Below are 19972 nucleotides of genomic sequence, written 5' to 3' on the forward strand. Positions count from 1 at the left end.
CATGTCGCAAGCCGATCTCCAGCAGGGCCCGATTCCGGCCGCTGAGCGTGCCGTCTATCCGAGCCTGAAGGGCAAGCGCATCCTGATCACCGGGGGTGGTTCGGGGATCGGCGCCGGACTGGTCGAGGGGTTCGTCCGCCAGGGCGCCGACGTGACCTTCTTCGACATCGCCGAGGACGATTCCAAGGCGCTGGTCGCCAGCCTGTCGGGCGCCGCGATCGCGCCGCGCTTCTACAAGGTCGACCTCACCGACGTCCGCGCCGCGCAGGCGCAGGTGCAGGCGCTGATCGACGCCGAGGGCGGCTTCGACGTGCTGCTCAACAACGCCGCCAACGACGACCGCCACACGATCGAGCAGGTGACCCCGGAATATTGGGACAACCGCATCAACGTGAACCTGCGTCACCAGTTCTTCATGGCGCAGGCGGTGATCCCGGCGATGAAGGCGAAGCGCGCCGGCGTGATCATCAACCTCGGCTCGATCTCCTGGCACCTCGCCCTCGAGGAACTGACGCTCTACCAGACTGCCAAGGCGGCGATCGAAGGCCTCACCCGCAGCCTCGCGCGCGAGCTCGGCCCCGACGGCATCCGCTCGGTCTGTATCGTCCCCGGCAACGTCAAGACGCCGCGCCAGATGAAGTGGTACACGCCCGAGGGCGAGGCCGAGATCGTCAAGGCGCAGTGCCTGCCCGGTCGCCTCGTCCCCGACGACATCGCCGCCGCGGCGCTGTTCCTTGCATCGGACGACGCGCGCCTGATAACGAGCCACGAATTCTTCGTGGATGCGGGCTGGAGATAAGATGACCGACACAGTGGTGGTATCGGCGCCGGAGAGCGTGTGGGGGCTCGCTGCCCCGCTTCTCGAAGGCCCCGTCTGGGTGGAGCGCGACGCCGCGCTGTGGTTCGTCGACATCAAGAGCCACAAGATCCACCGCTATGATCCCGCCACCGGCGCCAAGCAGAGCTGGGATGCGCCGGCACAGGTGGGCTTCGCGCTGCCCTGCGCCAGCGGCGGCTTCGTCGCGGGGCTGCAGACCGGGCTCGCCAAGTTCGACCCCGCCGACGGCAGCTTCACCCCGCTGGTCGACCCCGAGCCCGGCCTGCCCGGCAACCGGCTCAACGACGGCACCGTCGATTCCGAAGGTCGCCTCTGGTTCGGCACGATGGATGACGGCGAGAGCGAGGCCAGCGGCACCATCTATCGCCTCGCCGCCGACGGGACCTGCGTGGCTTCCGCCCCCAAGGTCTCGATCACCAACGGCCCGGCGGTCTCGCCCGACGGCCAGATTCTCTACCATGTCGATACGCTTGGCCAGGTGATCTATGCCTGCGACATCGACGCGGAGGGCGCGCTGGTGAACCGCCGCGAGTTCGTCCGCATCGCCGAGGGCGAGGGCTTCCCCGACGGCCCGTGCGTCGACAGCGAAGGCTTTGTGTGGGTGAGCCTGTACGCCGGCTCTGCGGTGCGCCGCTATTCGCCGGCGGGCGAGCTGGTCGAGACGGTGCCCTTCCCGGTCGATGCGATCACCAAGATCGCGTTCGGCGGGCCGGACCTGAAGACGGTCTATGCCACCACGGCGAACAAGCACCTCTCGGCCGAGGACAAGGCCGCACGGCCGGGCTCGGGCGACCTGTTCCGCTTCCGGGTGACGGTGGCCGGGCAGAAGGGCACGATGATCCGCGTGGGGGCGTAAAGCCAAATTCCTCCCCGGGCGAAGCTCGGGGAGGAAACGCTTGCGCTTACTGAAACATCGCCTTGGTCAGCTCGGCGATGCCGCCGCGAACCCGCTCCCAGCCGGCTTCCTCGCTCAGGTCCAGCCCGAGGAACCGCCCGCTCTGCGCCCCCGACAGCACCAGCTGCTGGATCGCGGCGATCAGCAGCGCATTGAGCACCGGCGCGTCGATCCCGGTCGGGCGCTGCAGCGTGCCGCGCTCGCGGGCGATCCAGGCGCTCAGCGCCTTGCCGCGTGCCTCGGTGAAGGCGGTGGCGAGCTTGGAGGGGGCGGAGAGCTCCCAGGCGAGAATCTTCTGCGCCAGCGGATCGCTGCGCAGCGCATCGAGCAGCGCCACCGCGACGCGCGCCATCATCTCGGCATAGCTGGCCGGCGGAGGCACGTTCTCGGGGCGCACCAGCGCGGTTTCCATCCAAGCGGAAACATCGGTAGCGATCGCCTCGGCGAGCCCATCCATGCCGCCGAAATACCGGTAGATCAGCTGCTTGTCATAGCCCGAGGCACGCGCGATCGCGTTCACGCCCCAGCGGGCAAAGCCCTGTTCGGCGAGCAGCGCCTTGGCTGCCGCCAGAATCACGCCCCGCGTATTCGCCGCATTGCGCGGCCGCTTCGCCGGTGCCGTCTCGTCCACCCCGTCCATCCCCCTGTTGTTGGCGATGGTTAACTATCACTGGCGAGTGACACTTTCCATCTCCGGAATGGGCCGGAGGTGCGGTTGGGTCGCAGACAAGCGGACGCCGCTCGCCACACCACCATCGTCATCCCCGCACAGGCGGGGATCCATTGGCGCTGATGCCGAGGCTCTTTCCCCCGGCGTCCTGGCAAATGGATTCCCGCCTGAGCGGGAATGACGGAGGACTGGAGGAAAGGGTGACCCCCACCCCTTCCCGATCAATGATTATGCCGCGGCACCTTCAGCCCGGTGCCGCGATACTTGGTCGCGAACTCCAGCACGCCGCCTTCGTGCAGCTGGCCCGACTTCTCGCGGTACAGTTCTTCCCACGGCGTGTTGCTCGGCGGGATCGGCGGCGCCGGCTCGCCCTTGCGGCGGGCGATCTCGTCGGCCTCGACCAGCGCGTCGACACGGCCCTGGTTGAGGTCGATCCGGATCACGTCGCCGGTGCGCAGCCAGGAAAGGCCGCCCCCCGCCGCGCTCTCCGGCGAGGCGTTGAGGATCGAGGGGCTGTCCGACGTACCCGACTGGCGACCGTCGCCCAGCGTCGGCAGGCTCTGGATGCCCTTCTGGAGCAGCGCGTCGGGCGGCTGCATGTTGACCACCTCGGCCGAGCCCGGCCAGCCCAGCACGCCCGCGCCGCGGATCACCAGGATGCAATTGTCGTCGATGGCGAGCGCCGGATCGTTGATCCGGTGGTGATAATCGTCCGATCCGTCGAACACGACCGCACGGACCTCGAACACGCCCTCCTGCCCCGGGGTGGAGAGGTAGCGCGCGCGGAACTGCTCGGAGATCACGCTGGTCTTCATGATCGCCATGTCGAACAGGTTGCCGGTGAGCACCAGGAACCCGGCCTTCTCCATCAACGGCTTGTCGATGGGGAAGATCACGTCCGCGTCGAGCACGCGTGCGTCGGCGACATTCTCCGCCATGGTGCGGCCGGTGCAGGTCGCGACGCTGCCGTCGAGGATGCCGGCATCGACCAGCAGCTTGAGCACCGCCGGGATGCCGCCGGCGCGGTGGAAGCGCTCGGACAGATATTGCCCCGCCGGCTGCATGTTGACGATCAGCGGCAGGTCATAGCCGGTCTGCCAGTCCTCGGGCGTGATGGTGATGCCGGCATGCGCCGCCATCGCGTTGAGGTGCGGCTGGGCGTTGGTCGAACCGCCGATCGCGGTGAGCAGCTTGATCGCGTTGAGGAAGCTCTGCTTGGTCAGGATCTTCGACGGACGCAGATCCTCATAGGCCATCTCGACGATGCGCTTGCCGGTCTCGTACGCGATCTGCCCGCGCTCGCGATAGGGCGCCGGGATCATCGCGCAGCCGGGGAGCGACATGCCCAGCCCCTCGGCCATGCTGTTCATCGTCGAGGCGGTGCCCATGGTGTTGCAATGGCCCGAGGACGGCGCGCTCTCCATCGCGCGGCGGAGGAACTCGGCCTCGTCGATCTCGCCCGCCGCCATCTTCCGGCGCGAGCGCCAGATCACCGTGCCCGAGCCGACCAGTTCGCCTTCGTGCCAGCCGTCGAGCATGGGCCCGCCCGAGAGGACGATCGCCGGGATGTCGACGGTGGAGGCGGCCATCAGCGACGAGGGCGTGGTCTTGTCGCAGCCCGTGGTGAGGATCACCGCGTCGATCGGATAGCCGTTGAGGATCTCGACCAGGCCCAGATAGGCGAGGTTGCGATCGAGCGCGGCGGTCGGACGCCTACAATTCTCGAAGATCGGGTGGAGCGGGAATTCCATCGGGATGCCGCCCGCCGCGAGGATGCCTTCGCGGGCGCGCTTCACCGTCTCCAGGTGAATGCGGTTGCACGGCGCGATGTCGCTGCCGGACTGGGCGATGCCGATGATCGGCTTGCCCGAGGTCAGCTCCGCCGGCGTGATGCCGTAGTTCATGAAGCGCTCGAGATAGAGCGCGGCCATGTCGGCGCGGCCGGGGGCGGCGAACCATTCGCGCGATCGGAACGGACGGGCAGGCGTGCGGGTCACGATATTCTCCCAAACCAAAACTCGAAGGGTACTCGCTGGTCGCGCCGGTCAGGGCCCCTCGCTTCCCCGAAGACGTCACCCCGGCGAAAGCCGGGGTCCATTGTGGTCTCCGTCGCCGCTCTTGCTTCGACCGAGAGGCGAATGGATCCCGGCTTTCGCCGGGATGACGGCGTAACGAAGGCCGGGTCCCAATCGACGCGCCTTCGTCTTACCCCTCCATCGCCTCGAGTTCCTTGCCCTTGGTTTCCTTGATGAACTTCAGGACGAGGAAGAAGCTGACCGCCGCGCAGACGGCGTAGAAGGTGTAGCTGGCGGCCAGGCCGAGCTTGGACGCCATCACCGGGAAGCTCTGCGCGATCAGATAGTTGGCGAACCACTGCGCGAAGCCGCACACGGCAAGCGCCGAGCCGCGGATCTGGTTCGGGAACATCTCGCCGAGCATCACCCACATCACCGGGCCCCAGCTGACGTTGAAGAAGATCACGTAGAGGTTGGCGGCGATCACGGCGATCTTGCCGAGCTCGGGCGAGAGCACCAGCTTGCCGGTCGCGTCGAGCGAGCCGTGGCCGAAGGCATAGACCAGCACGAACAGCGTCACCGCCATGCCCGCCGAGCCGATCAGCAGCAGCGGCTTGCGGCCGATCTTGTCGACCAGGCCGATGGTGACGAGGCAGGCGGCGATCGAGACCGCGCCCGAGACGATGTTGATCAGCAGCGAATCCGCTTCGGTGAAGCCGGCCAGCTGCCACAGCGTCGAGCCGTAATAGAAGATCACGTTGATGCCGACGAGCTGCTGGAACACCGCGATCACCAGGCCCGCCCACAGGATGGTGCGGATCTTGCCGGTGCGCGGGTCGATCAGGTCGCGGAAGCTCGGACGGTGATCGGCGGTGAAGCTGGCGCGAATCTCCTCCAGCTTGGTGCGCGCGGTGGCCGGGCCGAACAGGTCGGTCAGCACCTTGGTGGCTTCCTCGGTGCGCCCCTTGGCGACCAAGAAGCGCGGGCTTTCGGGAATGAAGAACAGCGCGACCAGGAACACGGCCGCCGGCAGCGCCTGCATCAGGTACATCCAGCGCCAGGCTTCGAGGCCGGCCCAGAACTTGTTGGTCGAGGCACCGGCCGCGCCGGCCAGATAATAGTTGACCACGAACGCGGCGGTGAGTCCGGAGATGATCATGATCTGCTGCACCGTCGTCATCCGGCCGCGAATGTTCGCAGGGGCGACTTCGGAGATATAGGCGGGCGACAGCACCGATGCGGCGCCGACCGCGATACCGCCGGCGATCCGGGCGATGACGAAGATCGTATGGTCGTGCGCAAAGCCCTGGACGAGCGCGCCGCCGAGGAAGAGGAGCGCGGCGAGCCGCATCACGTTGCGGCGGCCCATCTGGTCCGCCAGCGTGCCGGCGAAGAAGGCGCCCGCGACGCAGCCGATCAGCAGCGAGCCGACGGTGAAGCCGAGCCCGGCTTCATCGAGCGCGAACGCGGCCTGCAGGCCCGGCTGGGTGCCGTTCACCGCGCCGCTGTCATATCCGAAAAGCAATCCGCCGATCGTGGCTACGGCCACGATGGCGCCGATCAGGCCGATATTGGCCCGCTCCGCCGTCTGATTCATCCGATCCCTCTCCTAGCCCGGGAAGTTGGGCCGATTTGTTAGCGGTAACGCTGGCCCGTGCAACCAGGAAAAGCAAGCCGGCAGCTGCGTTCGCGCAAGATTCTGCCAGCGTTGTCCTATCGCTTGGGCGGCGGCGCGCAGGATTCGCGCACGATGAGCTGATGTGCAAGCACTTGTTCGGGCTCGGTGATCTGCCCGCGCGGCCGCAGCTCGTCGAGGAGCATGGTCAGCGCCGCCTCGGCCATTGCGGCGATCGGCTGGCGGACGGTGGTAAGCTCGGGCCACATGGTGGTGGCGAGCGCGGTATCGTCGAACCCGACGACGCTCAAATCCTGCGGCACGTGCAACCCGCGGCGATGCGCGACGCCCACGGCGGCCGCGGCCATGTCGTCGTTGCTGGCGAAGATCGCGGTCGGCGGGTCGGGCAGGTCGAGCAGTGCCTCGCTGGCGACGATGCCGGAGCGGAAGGTGAAATAGCCCTGCTCCACCGGCATCGCGGCCAGGTCGAGCCCTGCTTCCTCGATGGCCGCGCAGAAGCCCCGATAGCGCTCGGCGCTGGAAGTCTGATTGGGATTGCCGCGGATGAAGCCGATATGGCGGTGGCCCATGTCGAGCAGGTGCTTGGTCATCGCGCAGGCGGCGGCGAAATCGTCGATGCGGACGTTGAGGCTGCCCTCGGGCGGCAAGCCCATCGCCACCGATACCCAGGGGATGCCCGCCGCTTCCAGCTCGTCGCGCACCGCCGTCACTTCGGAGAGCGGCGGCGGCAGGATCACGCCCTGCACATGCGTCTGCACGAAGCCGCGGGTCGCCTCGGCCTGCTCCTCGGCGCGCTCGCCTTCGCAGGCCTCGAGCACCAGATGGCACCCTGCCCGCCGCGCCGCGGCCAGCGCGCCGATCAGGAATTGCGACAGATAGGCGGCCGACGGGTTCGAGTAGAGCAACCCGATCTGGGTCGCCTCCCCTGCGGCCAGGCTGCGTGCGGCGCTGTTCGGCGAGTAGTTGAGCTTGGCGATCGCCGCGAGCACGGCTTCGCGAGTCGCTTCGCGCACATTGGTGCCGCCGTTGACGACGCGCGACACGGTCATGGCGGATACGCCTGCCTCGCGGGCCACGTCCTGTACGGTGATGCTGCCCCGGCTGCGCCGGCTTGGTTTGGTCATCCCCCCTCCTGCACGAACGCTTAAGTGCGCGCTATCACGATTGCAATCGTTCGCGTGCCCTTACCCCGCACCGGTTGACCGGCGTCGTTACGCCCCCTTATAGCTGATAGCGCTACCAACATGGCAAGAGGCGACTGCACCAATGTCGCCGGCCTTCAGGGAGAGGAACATGCGCTCATTCCGTCGCGTCGCCGCGCTTGCCATCGCTGCGAGCGCTCTGACCCCCTTCGTCGCCGCGCAGCCCGCCGCCGCGCAGACCAATGTCGCCGGCAAGCCGCTGTACAAGGATGCGAGCCAGCCGGTCGAGGCGCGCGTCGACGACCTCCTCGCCCGCATGACGCTGGAGGAGAAGGTCCAGCAGCTCCAGGCGCTGTGGCTCAACAAGGGGCTGGTCCAGGACGCCAGGGGCGAGTTCGACCCCCTCAAGGCGAGCGCCAACTTCCCCAACGGCCTGGGCATGATTTCGCGCCCATATGACCGCCGCGGCGTCGTCGCAGGGCAGGGGGACGCGGCCGGCGCGGTAGCCGGTGCGGTCAATCGCAGCCCGGAAGAAACCGCGCGCTATGTCTATGCCGCGCAGAAATGGGCGATGGAGAAGACCCGGCTCGGCATCCCGATGCTGATGCACGAGGAAGCGCTCCACGGCCTGGTCGCGCCCGGCGCGACCAGCTTCCCCCAGTCGATCGGCCTCGCCAGCAGCTTCAACCCGAAGCTGGTCGAGAACATCTTCTCGATGGCCGCAAGGGAAGCGCGCGCCCGCGGCGCCAACCTCGTCCTCGCCCCCGTGGTCGACGTGGCGCGCGATCCGCGCTGGGGCCGCATCGAGGAGACCTATGGCGAGGACCCGTATCTCGTCACCCAGATGGGGCTGGCGGCGATCCGCGGCTTCCAGGGCACCACCCTGCCGCTCAAGTCCGACAAGGTGTTCATCACCCTCAAGCACATGACCGGCCATGGCCAGCCCGAGAACGGCACCAATGTCGGCCCCGCCTCGCTCGGCGAGCGGACGCTGCGCGAGGATTTCTTCCCGCCCTTCGAACAGGCGGTGAAGACGCTGCCGGTGATGTCGGTGATGGCCAGCTATAACGAGATCGACGGCATCCCCAGCCATGCCAACAAATGGCTGCTCACCGACGTGCTGCGCGGCGAATGGGGCTTCCAGGGCGCGGTGGTCAGCGACTATTTCGCGATCCGCGAGCTGATCACCCGTCACCACATGTTCAAGGACCCCAAGGACGCGGCCCAGCGCGCGCTCGACGCGGGCGTCGACGTGGAAACGCCGGACGGCGAGGCGTTCACGCACCTCGTCCAGCTCGTCAAGGAAGGCCGGGTCAGCCAGGGCGAGATCGACAATGCCGTGCGCCGCGTGCTGCGGATGAAGTTCGAGGGCGGGCTGTTCGAGAACCCCTATCCCGAGGTGAAGCTGGCGGCGGCGCGCACCAACACGCCCGAAGCCATCGCCCTGTCCCGCCAAGCCGCACGCGAATCGATCGTGCTGCTGAAGAATGCCCAGGGCCTGCTGCCGCTCGACGCCAAGGGCATCAAGCGCATGGCGGTGATCGGCACCCACGCCAAGGACACCCCGATCGGCGGCTATTCGGACCTGCCCAACCATGTCGTCAGCGTGCTCGAAGGCATGCAGGCCGAGGGCAAGGGCAAGTTCGCGGTCGACTATGCCGAGGGCGTGCGCATCACCGACCATCGCGAATGGTCGAAGGACGAAGTGAAGCAAGTCCCCGCATCGGTGAACGACCAGCTCCGCGCCCAGGCGCTGGAGACGGCGAAGAACGCCGATGTCGTGGTGCTGGTGCTCGGCGGCAACGAGGCGGTGAGCCGCGAGGCCTGGGCCGACAACCATCTCGGCGACAGCGAGACGCTCGACCTGCCCGGGCCGCAGGACCAACTCGCCAAGGAGCTGATCGCGCTCGGCAAGCCGGTCGTGGTGATCCTGCTCAACGGCCGCCCCTATGCGGTGAACTATCTGGCGGAGAAGGCACCGGCGCTGATCGAGGGCTGGTATCTCGGCGAGCAGACCGGCACCGCGCTCGCCGACGTGGTGTTCGGCCGCTACAATCCGGGCGGCAAGCTGCCGGTCTCGGTGGCGCGCAATGTCGGCCAGCTGCCGATCTACTACAACAAGAAGCCGAGCGCGCGGCGCGGCTATCTGTTCGGCGACACCAGCCCGCTCTACCCGTTCGGCTATGGTCTGAGCTACACCAGCTTCGACATCGCGGCCCCACGTCTGGGCACGCCGACGATCGGCATCGCCGACAAGGCGAGCATCGAGGTGGACGTGACCAACACCGGCAAGGTCGCCGGGGACGAGGTGGTCCAGCTCTACGTCCATGACGACGAGGCCTCGGTGACGCGACCGGTGATCGAACTCAAGCGCTTCGAGCGCGTGACGCTCAAGCCGGGCGAAAAGAAAACGGTGCGCTTCGAGCTCACCCCGGACGATCTGGCGCTGTGGAACAGCCAGATGAAGCATGTCGTGGAGCCGGGGACCTTCACGATTTCGTCCGGCCCGAACTCGGCGACGCTGAAGAGCGCTACGCTGACCGTGCGCTAACGCGGCTCGGGGAGGGAGCAAGGCTCCCTCCCCTCTGGCTCAATCCTCCATCCACGCCGCCACCCAGAAGAACGGCGCGTTCCAGTTGATGGCGACTTCGTTCAGCGCATAGGCATGGATATCGTCGGCCCAGCAGGTCTGGGCGACGCACTTGCCCTTGAGCTGCATCGCCACCGGGTCGGCCAGTGCCGTGTCGTTCGGTCCGCCCGAAAGGACGCCCGGCGGCGGCCCCGGCAGCTTGGCATCCAGCACATGCGCCCAGAAACGGTGGTGCGGGTTGTCGAGCGACCGCACTCCATGGCCGCTGACATAGGAGGTCCCCATCGGGTTGCGGCCGAGCAGATAGTCCAGCGCGGAGACGATGCCCCCGCGGTACTTCGAGTCGCCGGTCAGGTCGCTCGCCACACCGAGCAGCATTGCCTGGTTCATCAGGTCACCGTTCGATCCCCAGGGATAGCCCTGCGCCTTGTAGGGGATCGCATAGCCGTTCTGGCGGCGCTGCTCGAGCATGCCGTCCGCCGCCGCGATCAGCGTGGCGCGCAGCTTCTGCACCTCGGCATCGCTGAGGCCCGTCTTCACCGTCGCGAGGGTGATCGTGCCAAGCGGCGCGGTGAAGCTCCAGCCAGGCGCGCGGACCGCTTCGCCGAAGTGCGGCGAGCCGGTCACCGCCTTGCGGAATGCCGCCTCGCCGGTCGTCGCGTAGAGCTCGGCAGCAGCCCAGTAGAATTCGTCGCTCAGGCTGTTGTCGCCATAGCCGCCGCTGCCGGTGAAGCTGCTGGTAGCATAGACCTGGGGGTTGCGCTGCGCCGCCGCCCAGGCCCGCCGCGCGGCGGTGAGGCAGCGGGCGGCGAAGGCATCGTCCACCTCGCGCCACAGCCGCGCGCACTGCGCCGCCGTCGCCGCGAGATTGAGCGTCGCCCCCGTCGTCGGCGGATAGAGCAGCCGTTCCTCGCGGTCGTTCTGCGGGGGCATGGGCAGCGCGGTCCAGTTGCGGTCGGCGACCTTCTGGTGCGCCATGCCGCCGGCATCGATTTCGGCGAAGGGCGGGAAGCTCGCTTCCCAGGCCGGGCGGCCGGGCTTGGGCGCGCCGAGCGGGCCCGAAGGCACCTGCGTGCGTACCCCATCCGGGATCTGCATCCGCAACAGGAATTCCATCTCCCAGCGCGCTTCGTCGAGCAGGTCGCTCACGCCGTTGCCGCTTTCCGGGATGCGCAGCGATCCGTCCGGGAAGGCCTTGGGGCGGCGCGCATAGGCGTTGAGCAGTGTCCACAGCGCGATGCCGCCATTGACGACGTACTTGCCGTGGTCGCCGGCATCGTACCAGCCGCCGGTCACGTCGAGCTTGTAGGCGCACCCCGGCCATACAGTGCCGCGCTCGTCGACGCCGGAAAAGCAGCCCGCCACTTCGTGCGCGTGACCCGCAGGGCGTGCCCAGGCGGAACCGGCGAATTTCGCGTCGATCGGGGTGCCGGCGCGTTGCTGGTAGAAGAAGTTCGCCGCGTCGCGCACCAGCGGCCGGTAGAGGCTCGGCGCAATCGCGAAGGGATCGCTGGTCACCCCGGCGACCGACAGGCGATAGCCCTTGCCCGCACGGCGGAAACCCGAAAAGTCGATCCGCTGCACCACCGCACCCGAGCTTGCGTCGGGGCCGTAAACCAGGGTCTCGCCCTTGCCCACCGCCTTGCCATCCGCATCCAGCAGCAGCCAAGGCAGCGCCTTCGTACCTGCGCCCCGCACCACGGCCAGCTTCACGTCGGCCGGCTCGAACCCCAGCTGGTTGAGGTCGATCGCAGGCCGCTGCTGCGCCGCAGCCGCACTCGTCGCCATCAAGGTGGCGAGCAGCCACCCGTTCCGCTTGCGCATCCTGCTCCCCTGTTTCTCATTTGCCGTTGCCGGGCGCGTGGGGCGTCCGGATCGCCTCGTAATAGCTGAGCGGGCGCGGCGGAGCCAGATGACCGGCCGGCAGCGGGCGCTTCGACAGCGACTGCCAATAGGCGATCGAGGCATCCCGCCACCACTGCGCCTCCTGCCGCTGGATGGCGAGGAAGTCGCGCACCTCCTCCCAGCGGCGGGCGTCGACCTTGCCTTCCAGCCCGGCCCAGCGGTGCTGCATGTCCTCCACCGTGGCGATGCCGGTGTCGTAGTGCGCGATCAGGCTGTCCCACAGCGTTTCGCCCGAGCGCAGGCGATAGTCCCAGGGGACATGGTGGAACCAGAGCAGCAGGCTGTCCGGCACCGTCTTCAGGTCGCCCCAGCGCTTCGCCACCTGCGGCGCGTACTGGCCGAGCGCGTTGGTCCCGGTCGGCGTGCGGTCGAAGCCGATCCCGTCCGCATCGGCACGGTGATAATAGGTCGGGTTCCATTCGGGCCGGGCGAGGTCCGACACCCAGGGCCCCGGGCCATAATGGTGGCCGGTCGCCATCACATGGCCGAGGCCGAGCGGCGTCATGTAGTTCACCACCGCCTCGCGCGATTCCAGCATCATCGCGACGATCGGGGTGACCACCGCCGGATCGGGGCTCCAGGTCAGCCGCGCCCAGTCGCGGGCAATATCCTCGGCCTTGGCGTCGGGATCCCAGGCGAGCCGGCCATAGGCGTACCAGTTGGCCTGGTCGAACTGCGATCCGCTCCAGTTCACGTCGGTGCCGATATTGGCGACGCCCGCCATGCCGGTAAGGGCCTTGGGCGCGACCGGCGTCTCCAGCACCTTGGCCACCGTGCTGCCGGCGCGCGGGCGGAAGGTGTCGCTTTCCAGCACCTCCTCCCACATCGTTCCCAGATAGGCGAGGTGCGTGGCGAAGCCGAGATATTCCTTGGTGATCTGCACCTCGAGCATCAGCGGCGTCTTGGGCATCGCGCCGAACAGCGGGTGGAAGGGCTCGCGCGGCTGGAAGTCGATCGCGCCGTTCTTCACCTGGAGCAGCACATTGTCGCGGAACTTGCCGTCGAGGGGCACGAACTCGTCATTGGCCTGCTTGTGGCGATCGGCGTCGTTATGCTCGGAATAGACGAAGGCGCGCCACATCACCACGCCGCCATGGGGAGCGAGCGCATCCGCCAGCATGTTGGCGCCGTCGGCATGGCTGCGCTTATAGTCGGAGGGACCCGGCTGGCCTTCCGAATTGGCCTTGACCAGGAAGCCGCCGAAATCGGGGATCACCGCGTAGATCTCGTCCGCCTTGGCCTTCCACCAGGCGCGCACCGCCGGGTCGAGCGGGTCGGCGGTCTTGAGCCCGCCGATCTCGATCGGGGCGGAGAAGCGCGCGGTGAGGTAGATGCGGATGCCATAGGGGCGGAACACCTCGGCCAGCGCCTTCACCTTCTGGAGGTAGGGCGCGGTGAGGATGTCGGCATTGGCGTTGACGTTGTTCGGCACCACCGCGTTGATGCCGATCGAGGCATTGGCGCGGGCATAGTCGGTATAGCGCGGGTCCTTGTAGCCCGGCAGCTTCTGCCAGTCCCACAGCGACTGGCCAGCATAGCCGCGCTCCACGTAGCGATCGAGATTGTCCCAGTGATCGAGCACGCGCAGCTGCAGCTTGGGGGCGTCCTGCACGTCGAGCGCGTCGATGGGTGCGCGGAGCTGGAGCAGCTTGAGCAGGCGGAAGCTGCCATAGAGCAGCCCGGTGTCGCTGTTGGCCGCGATCAGCGTCACCTTGGCGCCGCCGATCGTCGTCGTGCGGAGCAGGAAGCCCTCGCGGCCGAGCGCGGCCAGCGGCAGCTTCATCCCCGCCAGCAGCGGCGAGCCGGCGGTGGCGAGCACCACCCCGCCCTCGCCCCGCACCGCGCTGGCATGCGCCGGCGCCGATCCGATCAGCCCGGCAAGGCCGCGGTCCAGCTCGTCGAGCGCCGCGCGGATCGTGGGGCGACTGCCGTCGGCCACCACATAGCGAAGCTTGGGCGCCACCCGCTGCACGGTGCTCGCATCGAGCGGCTGATAGCGCAGCCACAGGTCGTAGCCGGTTTCGGCATGTGCCTGATTCGCAAAGGCAAACGTCGCCAAAATCCACAAAATCGCCTGATATGCCGCCCGCATTGCGCCCTCTCTCTGCCGCGATCCTTCGCGTTTGTTGACAAGCGTGTAGCAGGCCGAACATGGTATCGCTACCAAACAAGCGACGCCCCAGGGCGCGATCAGGAGAGGGTTTCATGACCAACGGATTTCCCATCGACCGCCGCGCGCTGCTCGCCGGCGGCGCCGCCACCGCCGCGCTGCCGCTGGCCGCCCGCGCGACCTCGCAGCTGCCGGGGCTGAACACCATCGCCGGGCAGAAGGCCATGCGGATCGGCTCCGCCCTCGCCTGGAGCCCGCCGGGCGCCGATGCCGGTTCCTTCGCCAACCCGCGCTACGCCGCATTGCTCCAGCGCGATTGCGGCCTGCTCGTGCCCGAGAACCAGCTGAAGTGGCAGGCCGTCCGCCCTGCCCCGGACAAGTTCGACTTCACGCACTTCGATGCGATGCTCGACTGGGCCGAGGCGCACCGCATGGCGATGCGCGGCCACACGCTACTCTGGCACAAGAGCGAGTATTTCCCGCGCTGGCTCAACGCCTATGATTTCGGCGCGACGCCGCGGCGCGAGGCCGAACGGCTGCTCACCAGCCATATCGATACGGTCTGCCACCGCTATGCGAATCGGATCGGCAGCTATGACGTGGTCAACGAGACGGTCGACGAGAAGACCGGCGCGCTGCGCGAGACCAGCCTGTCGCGCGCCTTCGGCGGCACCGTGCCGATGCTCGACCACGCCTTCCACACCGCCCGCGCCGCCGCCCCGCACGCCCAGCTGGTCTATAACGACTATATGAGCTGGGAGCCCGGCAACGAGGCGCACCGCGACGGCGTGCTCCGCCTGCTCGAAGGCTTCCGCAAGCGCGGCGTGCCGGTCGATGCGCTGGGCGTCCAGTCGCATATCGAGCCGCTCAGCGATGCCCCCGCCGGCGTGCTGGCGGCGCGGCAGGAAAAGCCGTGGCGTGCCTTCCTCGATGCGGTCACCGGCATGGGCTATGCGCTGCTGATCACCGAATTCGACGTCGCCGACCAGCACCTGCCCACCGACATCGCCGTCCGCGACCGCCAGGTGGCGGACTATGCCGGGGTCTATCTCGACATCCTGCTCGGCTATCCGCAACTGCGCGACATGCTGTTCTGGGGGATGTGCGACAAGTATAGCTGGCTCAACGGCTTCAAGCCGCGCAAGGACGGCAGCGCCCCGCGGGTGGCACCCTATGACCGCGATTTTCGGCGCACGCCGCTCCACACGGTGGTTGCGACGAAATTGATGAAAACCGCCGCGCGGCGCTAACCTCGGTACGCTCCCGTTCAGATTTTGCGCGTATAGGATAGTCCCGAGTGGCTGAGTCGCCGAGGGAATCAGGGAGCAGGGCAATGGCCGCAGCGGCCGCGAAACGGCAAGGACCGGGCGGAGACCTCCCGCTCCCCAGCACGATCGACGTCGCCGCGCTCCATGGCCTCGCCGAGGGGATCGTGCGGACGCATGGCCGCGCGACCGTCACCCCCGCCGGCGCTGCCTTCCGCCAGATGCTGATGGAGCGTGCCCGCACCAGCGCCCAGCGCAGCGCGCTCGCCCTGCTCGGCGCCGATATCGAGCGGCGCGCCCGCGCCGGCCGGGTACGCCGGATCGATGACGGCGCGCCGGTCGACATCCTGTTCGATCTCGCCGGGCCGCTGGCGGCGCTGCTCGCCGAGGGGCGCCCGACCGATGCCAGCATCCTCGCCAATCGCTATCTCGACCTGTCGCCGCAGGGCGCCACCGGCTGGGCGCTGCTGCCGCTGATGCTGTCGCTGCAGACCGACGATCCGGAAGCCGCCGACCGCTTTCTCGAGCCCTCCGCGCCGCAGCTGATCGTGATCGGCGGCCTCTCCGGCACCGGCAAGTCGAGCCTGGCGCGGCTGCTCGGCGGGCTCTATGGCCGCCGCCCCGGCGCGCGGGTGCTGCGTTCCGACGTGTTCCGCAAGCGGCTCGCCGGGCTGCCGCCCGAGACGCGGCTGCCGCCGTCGCACTATACTCGCCTCAACGATGCCGAGACCTATGAGGCGCTGTTCGAATCGGCCGATGACCACCTCGCCTGCGGATCGACGGTGATCCTCGACGCGGTGTTCCTCAACCGCAGCGAGCGCGAGGTTGCCGAGGCGCTGGCGCTGCAGGCGCGCGTGCCGTTCACCGGCATCTGGCTGGAGGCGCCCGATCGCGACCGGATCGCCCGGGTCAACGCGCGCTCTGGCGACGCGTCGGATGCCACGGCGGAGGTGGCGCGGGAACAAGCACGGCGGCCCGTCGGCGACTTGTTCGGCTGGCACCGGATGCGGGCGAACCGCGCGATGGAATGGATCGTCCCCGCTGCACGCGCCGCGATCGAACGACCGCGCCGCTGAACGTGCCCGAGCGGCAACGCCGGCCGGAGCCGCTCAGGCGGTTTCGGCGACCTCGGGCTTGAGCAGGATGCCGCTCACGCTGTCATTGGCGCAGAACAGGTCGTTCAGCGCTTCGAGCATGCGGCGTGCCTCGGGGCTGGCCAGCGAGTAGAAGATCATCTGGCCGGCCCGCCGAGCCGAGACCATGCCCTCGCGGCGCAGCAGGGCGAGTTGCTGGGAGACCGCCGTGTCGCGCGCGCCGGTCAGCCTTGCCAGCTCCCCTACCGATTTCTCGCCATCCACCAGATGGCAGAGAAGCAGCAGGCGGCTGCGGCCGGACAGCGCCTTCAAAAACTGCGACGCGTGGTCGATTACCTCGATCATATCGTTTTTCACGGCGACCATGGCTATGCGTGTATCCTATGCCAAGCAACCCGTCACGAGCCAAAAAATCTAGCGAATTCATAAACCTGGATCAATATGAGACATCATATATACGCATTTTTGCTGGTGTGTGTCCCATGCGACGGCTGCGATCGGGAGCGTACCAGCGCTTCGAAGGTTGAGCCAGCATGACGGCACGCCAGGCGGATTTGTTCGAGGTTCCGGGCCCTTCCGGGCTGCGGACGGGCGAGAAGTTCCTGAATGCTAACGAGGAATCGGCAGCGATCGCAGCGATCGACTCGGCCGGGCTCGAACCCTTCCGATTCCAGGGCTGGACCGGTAATCGCCGCACGACCAGCTATGGCTGGCGCTACGACTTCGAGGACGGGGGCTTTGCCCGCGCCGAACCGTTCCCCGACTGGCTGGTACCGCTCCGCGACCGGGCGGAGGCCTTTGCCGGCCTTGCCCCCGGCGCGCTCGTCCAGGCGCTGCTGATTCACTATCCGGTGGGTGCGGGGATCGGCTGGCACCGCGACCGCCCGGTGTTCGAGGAGGTGGTGGGCATCTCGCTCGGCGCGCCCGCCAGGCTGCGCCTCCGCCATCGCACCGGCCCGCGCGCCTTCGATCGCGCCGAGCAGTTCCTGGCCCCGCGCTCGGTCTACCTGCTCTCCGGCGAGGTGCGCCACGCCTGGGAGCACGGCATCGCGCCGATGGCGCAACCGCGCTGGTCAATCACCTTCCGCGCGCTGTCCGCGCTGGGCCTGCGCCAGACGCAGAACGGCCCGGACGGCGATCCCCGCCCGGGCCGCACTGGTTGACCGTCCCGCCACCGCAGCGGCGGGACGATCACATCAGAACTTGACGCTGGCTTCCACGCCCCAGGTCCGCGGGGGGTTGAAGTTGGCATAATCGCCCAGGATGCCGCCATAGCTGGTCGAGACCAGCTGGCCGTTGGCGCCATAATTGAGGACCGGCGACGAGTTGGCCGACGAGCGGCGGTAGATATAGGTGTGGTCGAGCAGGTTGCGCGACCAGACGGCGAAGGTGACCTTGTTGTGATCCGACACGGCGATGTCGGCGATCGCGATGCGCCCGTTCATGATGAAGGCGGCATCGGTCTTGGTCGGCTCGAGCTGGAAGCTGTACTGGCTGCTCGAATAATTGCCGTCGAGGTGCAGGCGCAGGGTGGCGTCGCCGCCGCCGATCGGCAGGGCATAGTCGATCGAACCCGAGGCCGCGTTCTTCGGCGTGTAGACGATGTACAGCTGCTGCGCCGGCGCCCCCGGGGTCAGCGGGTTCACCGCCGACGGCGCGCGCCAGTAGGTGTAGGCATAGGACGCGGTGAGCGTCAGGCCCTGCACCGGCGCCACGGTCAGGTCGGCCTCGATGCCGCGGATCTTGCTCTGGCCGGCATTGGTGGTCTGCTCGATATGGCTGCCGAGGGTCGGGCTCGCACCGTTCGTGTCGTAGTAATCGAAGTCGAACTGGGTGTTGGACCGATCCATGATGTAGCCCGCCAGGTTCAGGCGTGCCTTGTGCTCCCAGAAGTCCATCTTGGCGCCGATTTCATACGACTTCACCGCTTCCGGACCGAAGGCGTTGAACTGCAGCGAACGATCGTTCGCGCCGCCGGCGCGGAAGCCCGTCGCGTATTTGGCGTAGAGATGGATGTCCTGCGTCGCGTCGAACGCGACGTTGATCATCGGATCGAACCGGCTGATGCTGTTGCTGAAGCCGAACGGCGACACCGTGCCCGCAACCGCCAGGTCCGACCGGTTGTTGATGACATAGAGCGTGCCGTGCCGCTTGTCCTTGGTCCAGCGACCACCGACGGTGACGTGCACTACGTCGTTCAGCGCGTCCGGCGTGAAGGTCAGGTTGCCGAACAGCGAGTAGTTGTGGTCGGTCGCCTGGCTGGCGCGGGTGATGAACTGGCAGCTGTTCGCGAACTGCGGCACGGTCGCCGCCAGCGTGTTGTTGCACGACGGGTCATACTGCTGATAGCCCGAGTTGGCGCCGGTGATCGGGTTGGAATTGCCCGGGATCGGGCTGCGGATCGTGTAGGCGGTGCCGTCCGCATTCCACTGGTTGCTGAGCGGAGTCGCGGCATATTCCGTGGCATGCTCGGTGAAATAATAGGCGCCGACGACATAGTCGAACTGCGGCACGCTGCCGACCGCCTGGAATTCCTGGCTGAACTGGTGCTGGCGCAGGAACGACAGGCTGTAGCGACTGAAGGTGCCGCTGGTGTTGATCGCGGCCGGGTTGGCCGTGTTCGGCACGAACGGCGCGAAGGTCTGGCGCTCCGGACCGCCCGAATTGTCCCACTGGTCGGTGCTGACACCGCGCCAGGCCGTGATCGAGCGCAGTTCCAGCCACGGCGCGGCGGTGTACTTCAGGTTCGACGAGACGCCGTGCGTGATGTCGACACTCGGCTGCTGCGGCACGCCGACATCGGCGACGCGCTGGCGATCCGGGTGCACGCCGACCAGCGGCGCCTTGGGCGCGATGCAAATCGGCGTGGTCGCACCGGCGGTGATGGTGCCACCGCAGGCGGTGTTGGTGCCCGGCAGGACCAGCTTGCCGGCGTTGTACGCGCCGACGGTGTAGCCGTTCGGGTTGTAGTTGACGAGCTGGCTGAACTGCGGGGTGTTCTCGTCCTTCGCATAGTCATAGGCGAAGTCGGCGGTGAAGTTGCTCACCGGCTTCCAGCGCGCGGCGACGCGGCCGCCCTTGCGGTCGTAATAGTTCCAGCCGGTCGCGCCCGTCAGCGGGTTGTCCACCGTCGGATCCTGGTGCTGGTAGACGCCGTCCAGCTTGATCGCGACGTCGTGGAAGGCGGGCAGGTCGAGATGCGCGTCGACGCTGCGGCTGCCATAGTTGCCGACGCCGCCGTTGACGCGGCCGCCGAACTCGCCGGTGGGCGCGCGCGAGACGAGCGACAGCGCGCCGCCTTCGGTGTTGCGGCCGAACAGCGTGCCCTGCGGGCCCTTCAGCACTTCGATGCGCTCGATGTCGAACAGCGCGGCGTTGAGGCCCTGGGTCTTACCCAGCGCAACGCCGTCGATGTACACGCCGACGCCGCCGTCGCGCGCGGTCTGGTTCTGGTCGTAGGGAACGATGCCGCGGATGCCGATGGTCAGCGCCGACTGGCGCGCCTCGAAGGTCGCGACGCGGAGCGACGGCACGGTACCGTCGGCGAGGTTGAACAGGCTCTGGACGTGGCGGTCCTCGAGCGCCTGCGTGCTCAGCACGCTGATCGAGATCGGCGTCTTCTGCAGGTTAGTCTCGCGCTTGGTCGCGGTGACGACGATGTCGGCCAGACCTTCCGGCTGTTCGGTACCGGCGGCCGGTGCATCGGCGGTCTGGGCCTGCGCCATCGCCGGGGCCGCGGCAAGGGCGAGCGACGTGGCGCCGGCCAGCAGCGCGAGGCGAATAGTAGAGCGATCTGACATTCTGGAATCCCC

14 protein-coding genes are annotated in these 19972 nt (G+C 67.9%); 6 read left to right on the forward strand and 8 right to left on the reverse strand.

From position 1 onward, the window contains the following. Position 1: 1 nt before the first annotated feature. Positions 2 to 799, forward strand: a complete 798-nt coding sequence (locus tag CA234_RS05075) for an SDR family oxidoreductase (protein WP_125971806.1) — start codon at positions 2 to 4, stop codon at positions 797 to 799. Between the two features lies 1 nt (position 800). Beyond that, positions 801 to 1694, forward strand: a complete 894-nt coding sequence (locus tag CA234_RS05080; protein ID WP_126001051.1) for an SMP-30/gluconolactonase/LRE family protein — start codon at positions 801 to 803, stop codon at positions 1692 to 1694. 46 nt (positions 1695 to 1740) lie between these two features. Here CA234_RS05080 and CA234_RS05085 read toward each other — a convergent pair whose 3' ends face one another. From CA234_RS05085 to CA234_RS05100, 4 genes are all read right to left on the reverse strand, one after another. Next, entirely contained in the window at positions 1741 to 2373 is a 633-nt protein-coding gene (locus tag CA234_RS05085) for a TetR/AcrR family transcriptional regulator (protein WP_126001052.1), read from the reverse strand. Positions 2374 to 2624: 251 nt separating this feature from the next. After that, complete coding sequence (locus CA234_RS05090) at positions 2625 to 4403, reverse strand: IlvD/Edd family dehydratase (protein WP_241213252.1); 1779 nt, start codon at positions 4401 to 4403, stop codon at positions 2625 to 2627. A gap of 205 nt (positions 4404 to 4608) precedes the next feature. Further along, positions 4609 to 6015 carry a sugar porter family MFS transporter gene (locus CA234_RS05095; protein WP_126001054.1) on the reverse strand — a complete coding sequence of 469 codons (1407 nt, stop codon included), beginning with the start codon at positions 6013 to 6015 and terminating at the stop codon, positions 4609 to 4611. 116 nt (positions 6016 to 6131) lie between these two features. Continuing rightward, a complete protein-coding gene (locus CA234_RS05100) occupies positions 6132 to 7178 on the reverse strand; it encodes a LacI family DNA-binding transcriptional regulator (protein WP_125971796.1) in 1047 nt (348 codons plus the stop codon). A 169-nt stretch (positions 7179 to 7347) separates the two neighbouring features. Between CA234_RS05100 and CA234_RS05105 the strand changes: the two genes are divergently transcribed. Further along, positions 7348 to 9747, forward strand: a complete 2400-nt coding sequence (locus CA234_RS05105; protein ID WP_126001055.1) for a glycoside hydrolase family 3 N-terminal domain-containing protein — start codon at positions 7348 to 7350, stop codon at positions 9745 to 9747. A gap of 39 nt (positions 9748 to 9786) precedes the next feature. On the opposite strand, the gene CA234_RS05110 is transcribed toward CA234_RS05105, so the two are convergent. After that, entirely contained in the window at positions 9787 to 11610 is a 1824-nt protein-coding gene (locus tag CA234_RS05110; RefSeq protein ID WP_126001056.1) for a glycoside hydrolase family 9 protein, read from the reverse strand. 16 nt (positions 11611 to 11626) lie between these two features. After that, positions 11627 to 13783 carry an alpha-glucuronidase family glycosyl hydrolase gene (locus CA234_RS05115; RefSeq protein WP_126001057.1) on the reverse strand — a complete coding sequence of 719 codons (2157 nt, stop codon included), beginning with the start codon at positions 13781 to 13783 and terminating at the stop codon, positions 11627 to 11629. Positions 13784 to 13896: 113 nt separating this feature from the next. Here CA234_RS05115 and CA234_RS05120 point away from each other — a divergent pair, with 113 nt between their 5' ends. Together CA234_RS05120 and CA234_RS05125 are read left to right on the forward strand one after the other, a co-directional pair. Continuing rightward, on the forward strand, positions 13897 to 15051 hold the full coding sequence (locus CA234_RS05120) for an endo-1,4-beta-xylanase (protein WP_126001058.1): 1155 nt from the start codon (positions 13897 to 13899) through the stop codon (positions 15049 to 15051). Between the two features lie 83 nt (positions 15052 to 15134). Further along, complete coding sequence (locus CA234_RS05125) at positions 15135 to 16142, forward strand: AAA family ATPase (protein WP_126001059.1); 1008 nt, start codon at positions 15135 to 15137, stop codon at positions 16140 to 16142. Positions 16143 to 16175: 33 nt separating this feature from the next. Here the strand turns inward: CA234_RS05125 and CA234_RS05130 are convergent, their stop codons facing one another. Next, entirely contained in the window at positions 16176 to 16526 is a 351-nt protein-coding gene (locus CA234_RS05130) for a helix-turn-helix domain-containing protein (RefSeq protein WP_093298762.1), read from the reverse strand. Positions 16527 to 16693: 167 nt separating this feature from the next. On the opposite strand from CA234_RS05130, the gene CA234_RS05135 reads away from it, so the two are divergent. Next, positions 16694 to 17323, forward strand: coding sequence for an alpha-ketoglutarate-dependent dioxygenase AlkB (locus tag CA234_RS05135; protein WP_125971785.1), 630 nt, complete (start codon positions 16694 to 16696; stop codon positions 17321 to 17323). Between the two features lie 33 nt (positions 17324 to 17356). On the opposite strand, the gene CA234_RS05140 is transcribed toward CA234_RS05135, so the two are convergent. Then, a complete protein-coding gene (locus CA234_RS05140; protein ID WP_126001060.1) occupies positions 17357 to 19960 on the reverse strand; it encodes a TonB-dependent receptor in 2604 nt (867 codons plus the stop codon). Positions 19961 to 19972: the final 12 nt, after the last annotated feature.

The sequence above is a fragment of the Sphingomonas sp. ABOLE genome (assembly GCF_003950455.1).
In the GTDB taxonomy this organism is placed as follows: domain Bacteria; phylum Pseudomonadota; class Alphaproteobacteria; order Sphingomonadales; family Sphingomonadaceae; genus Sphingomonas; species Sphingomonas trueperi.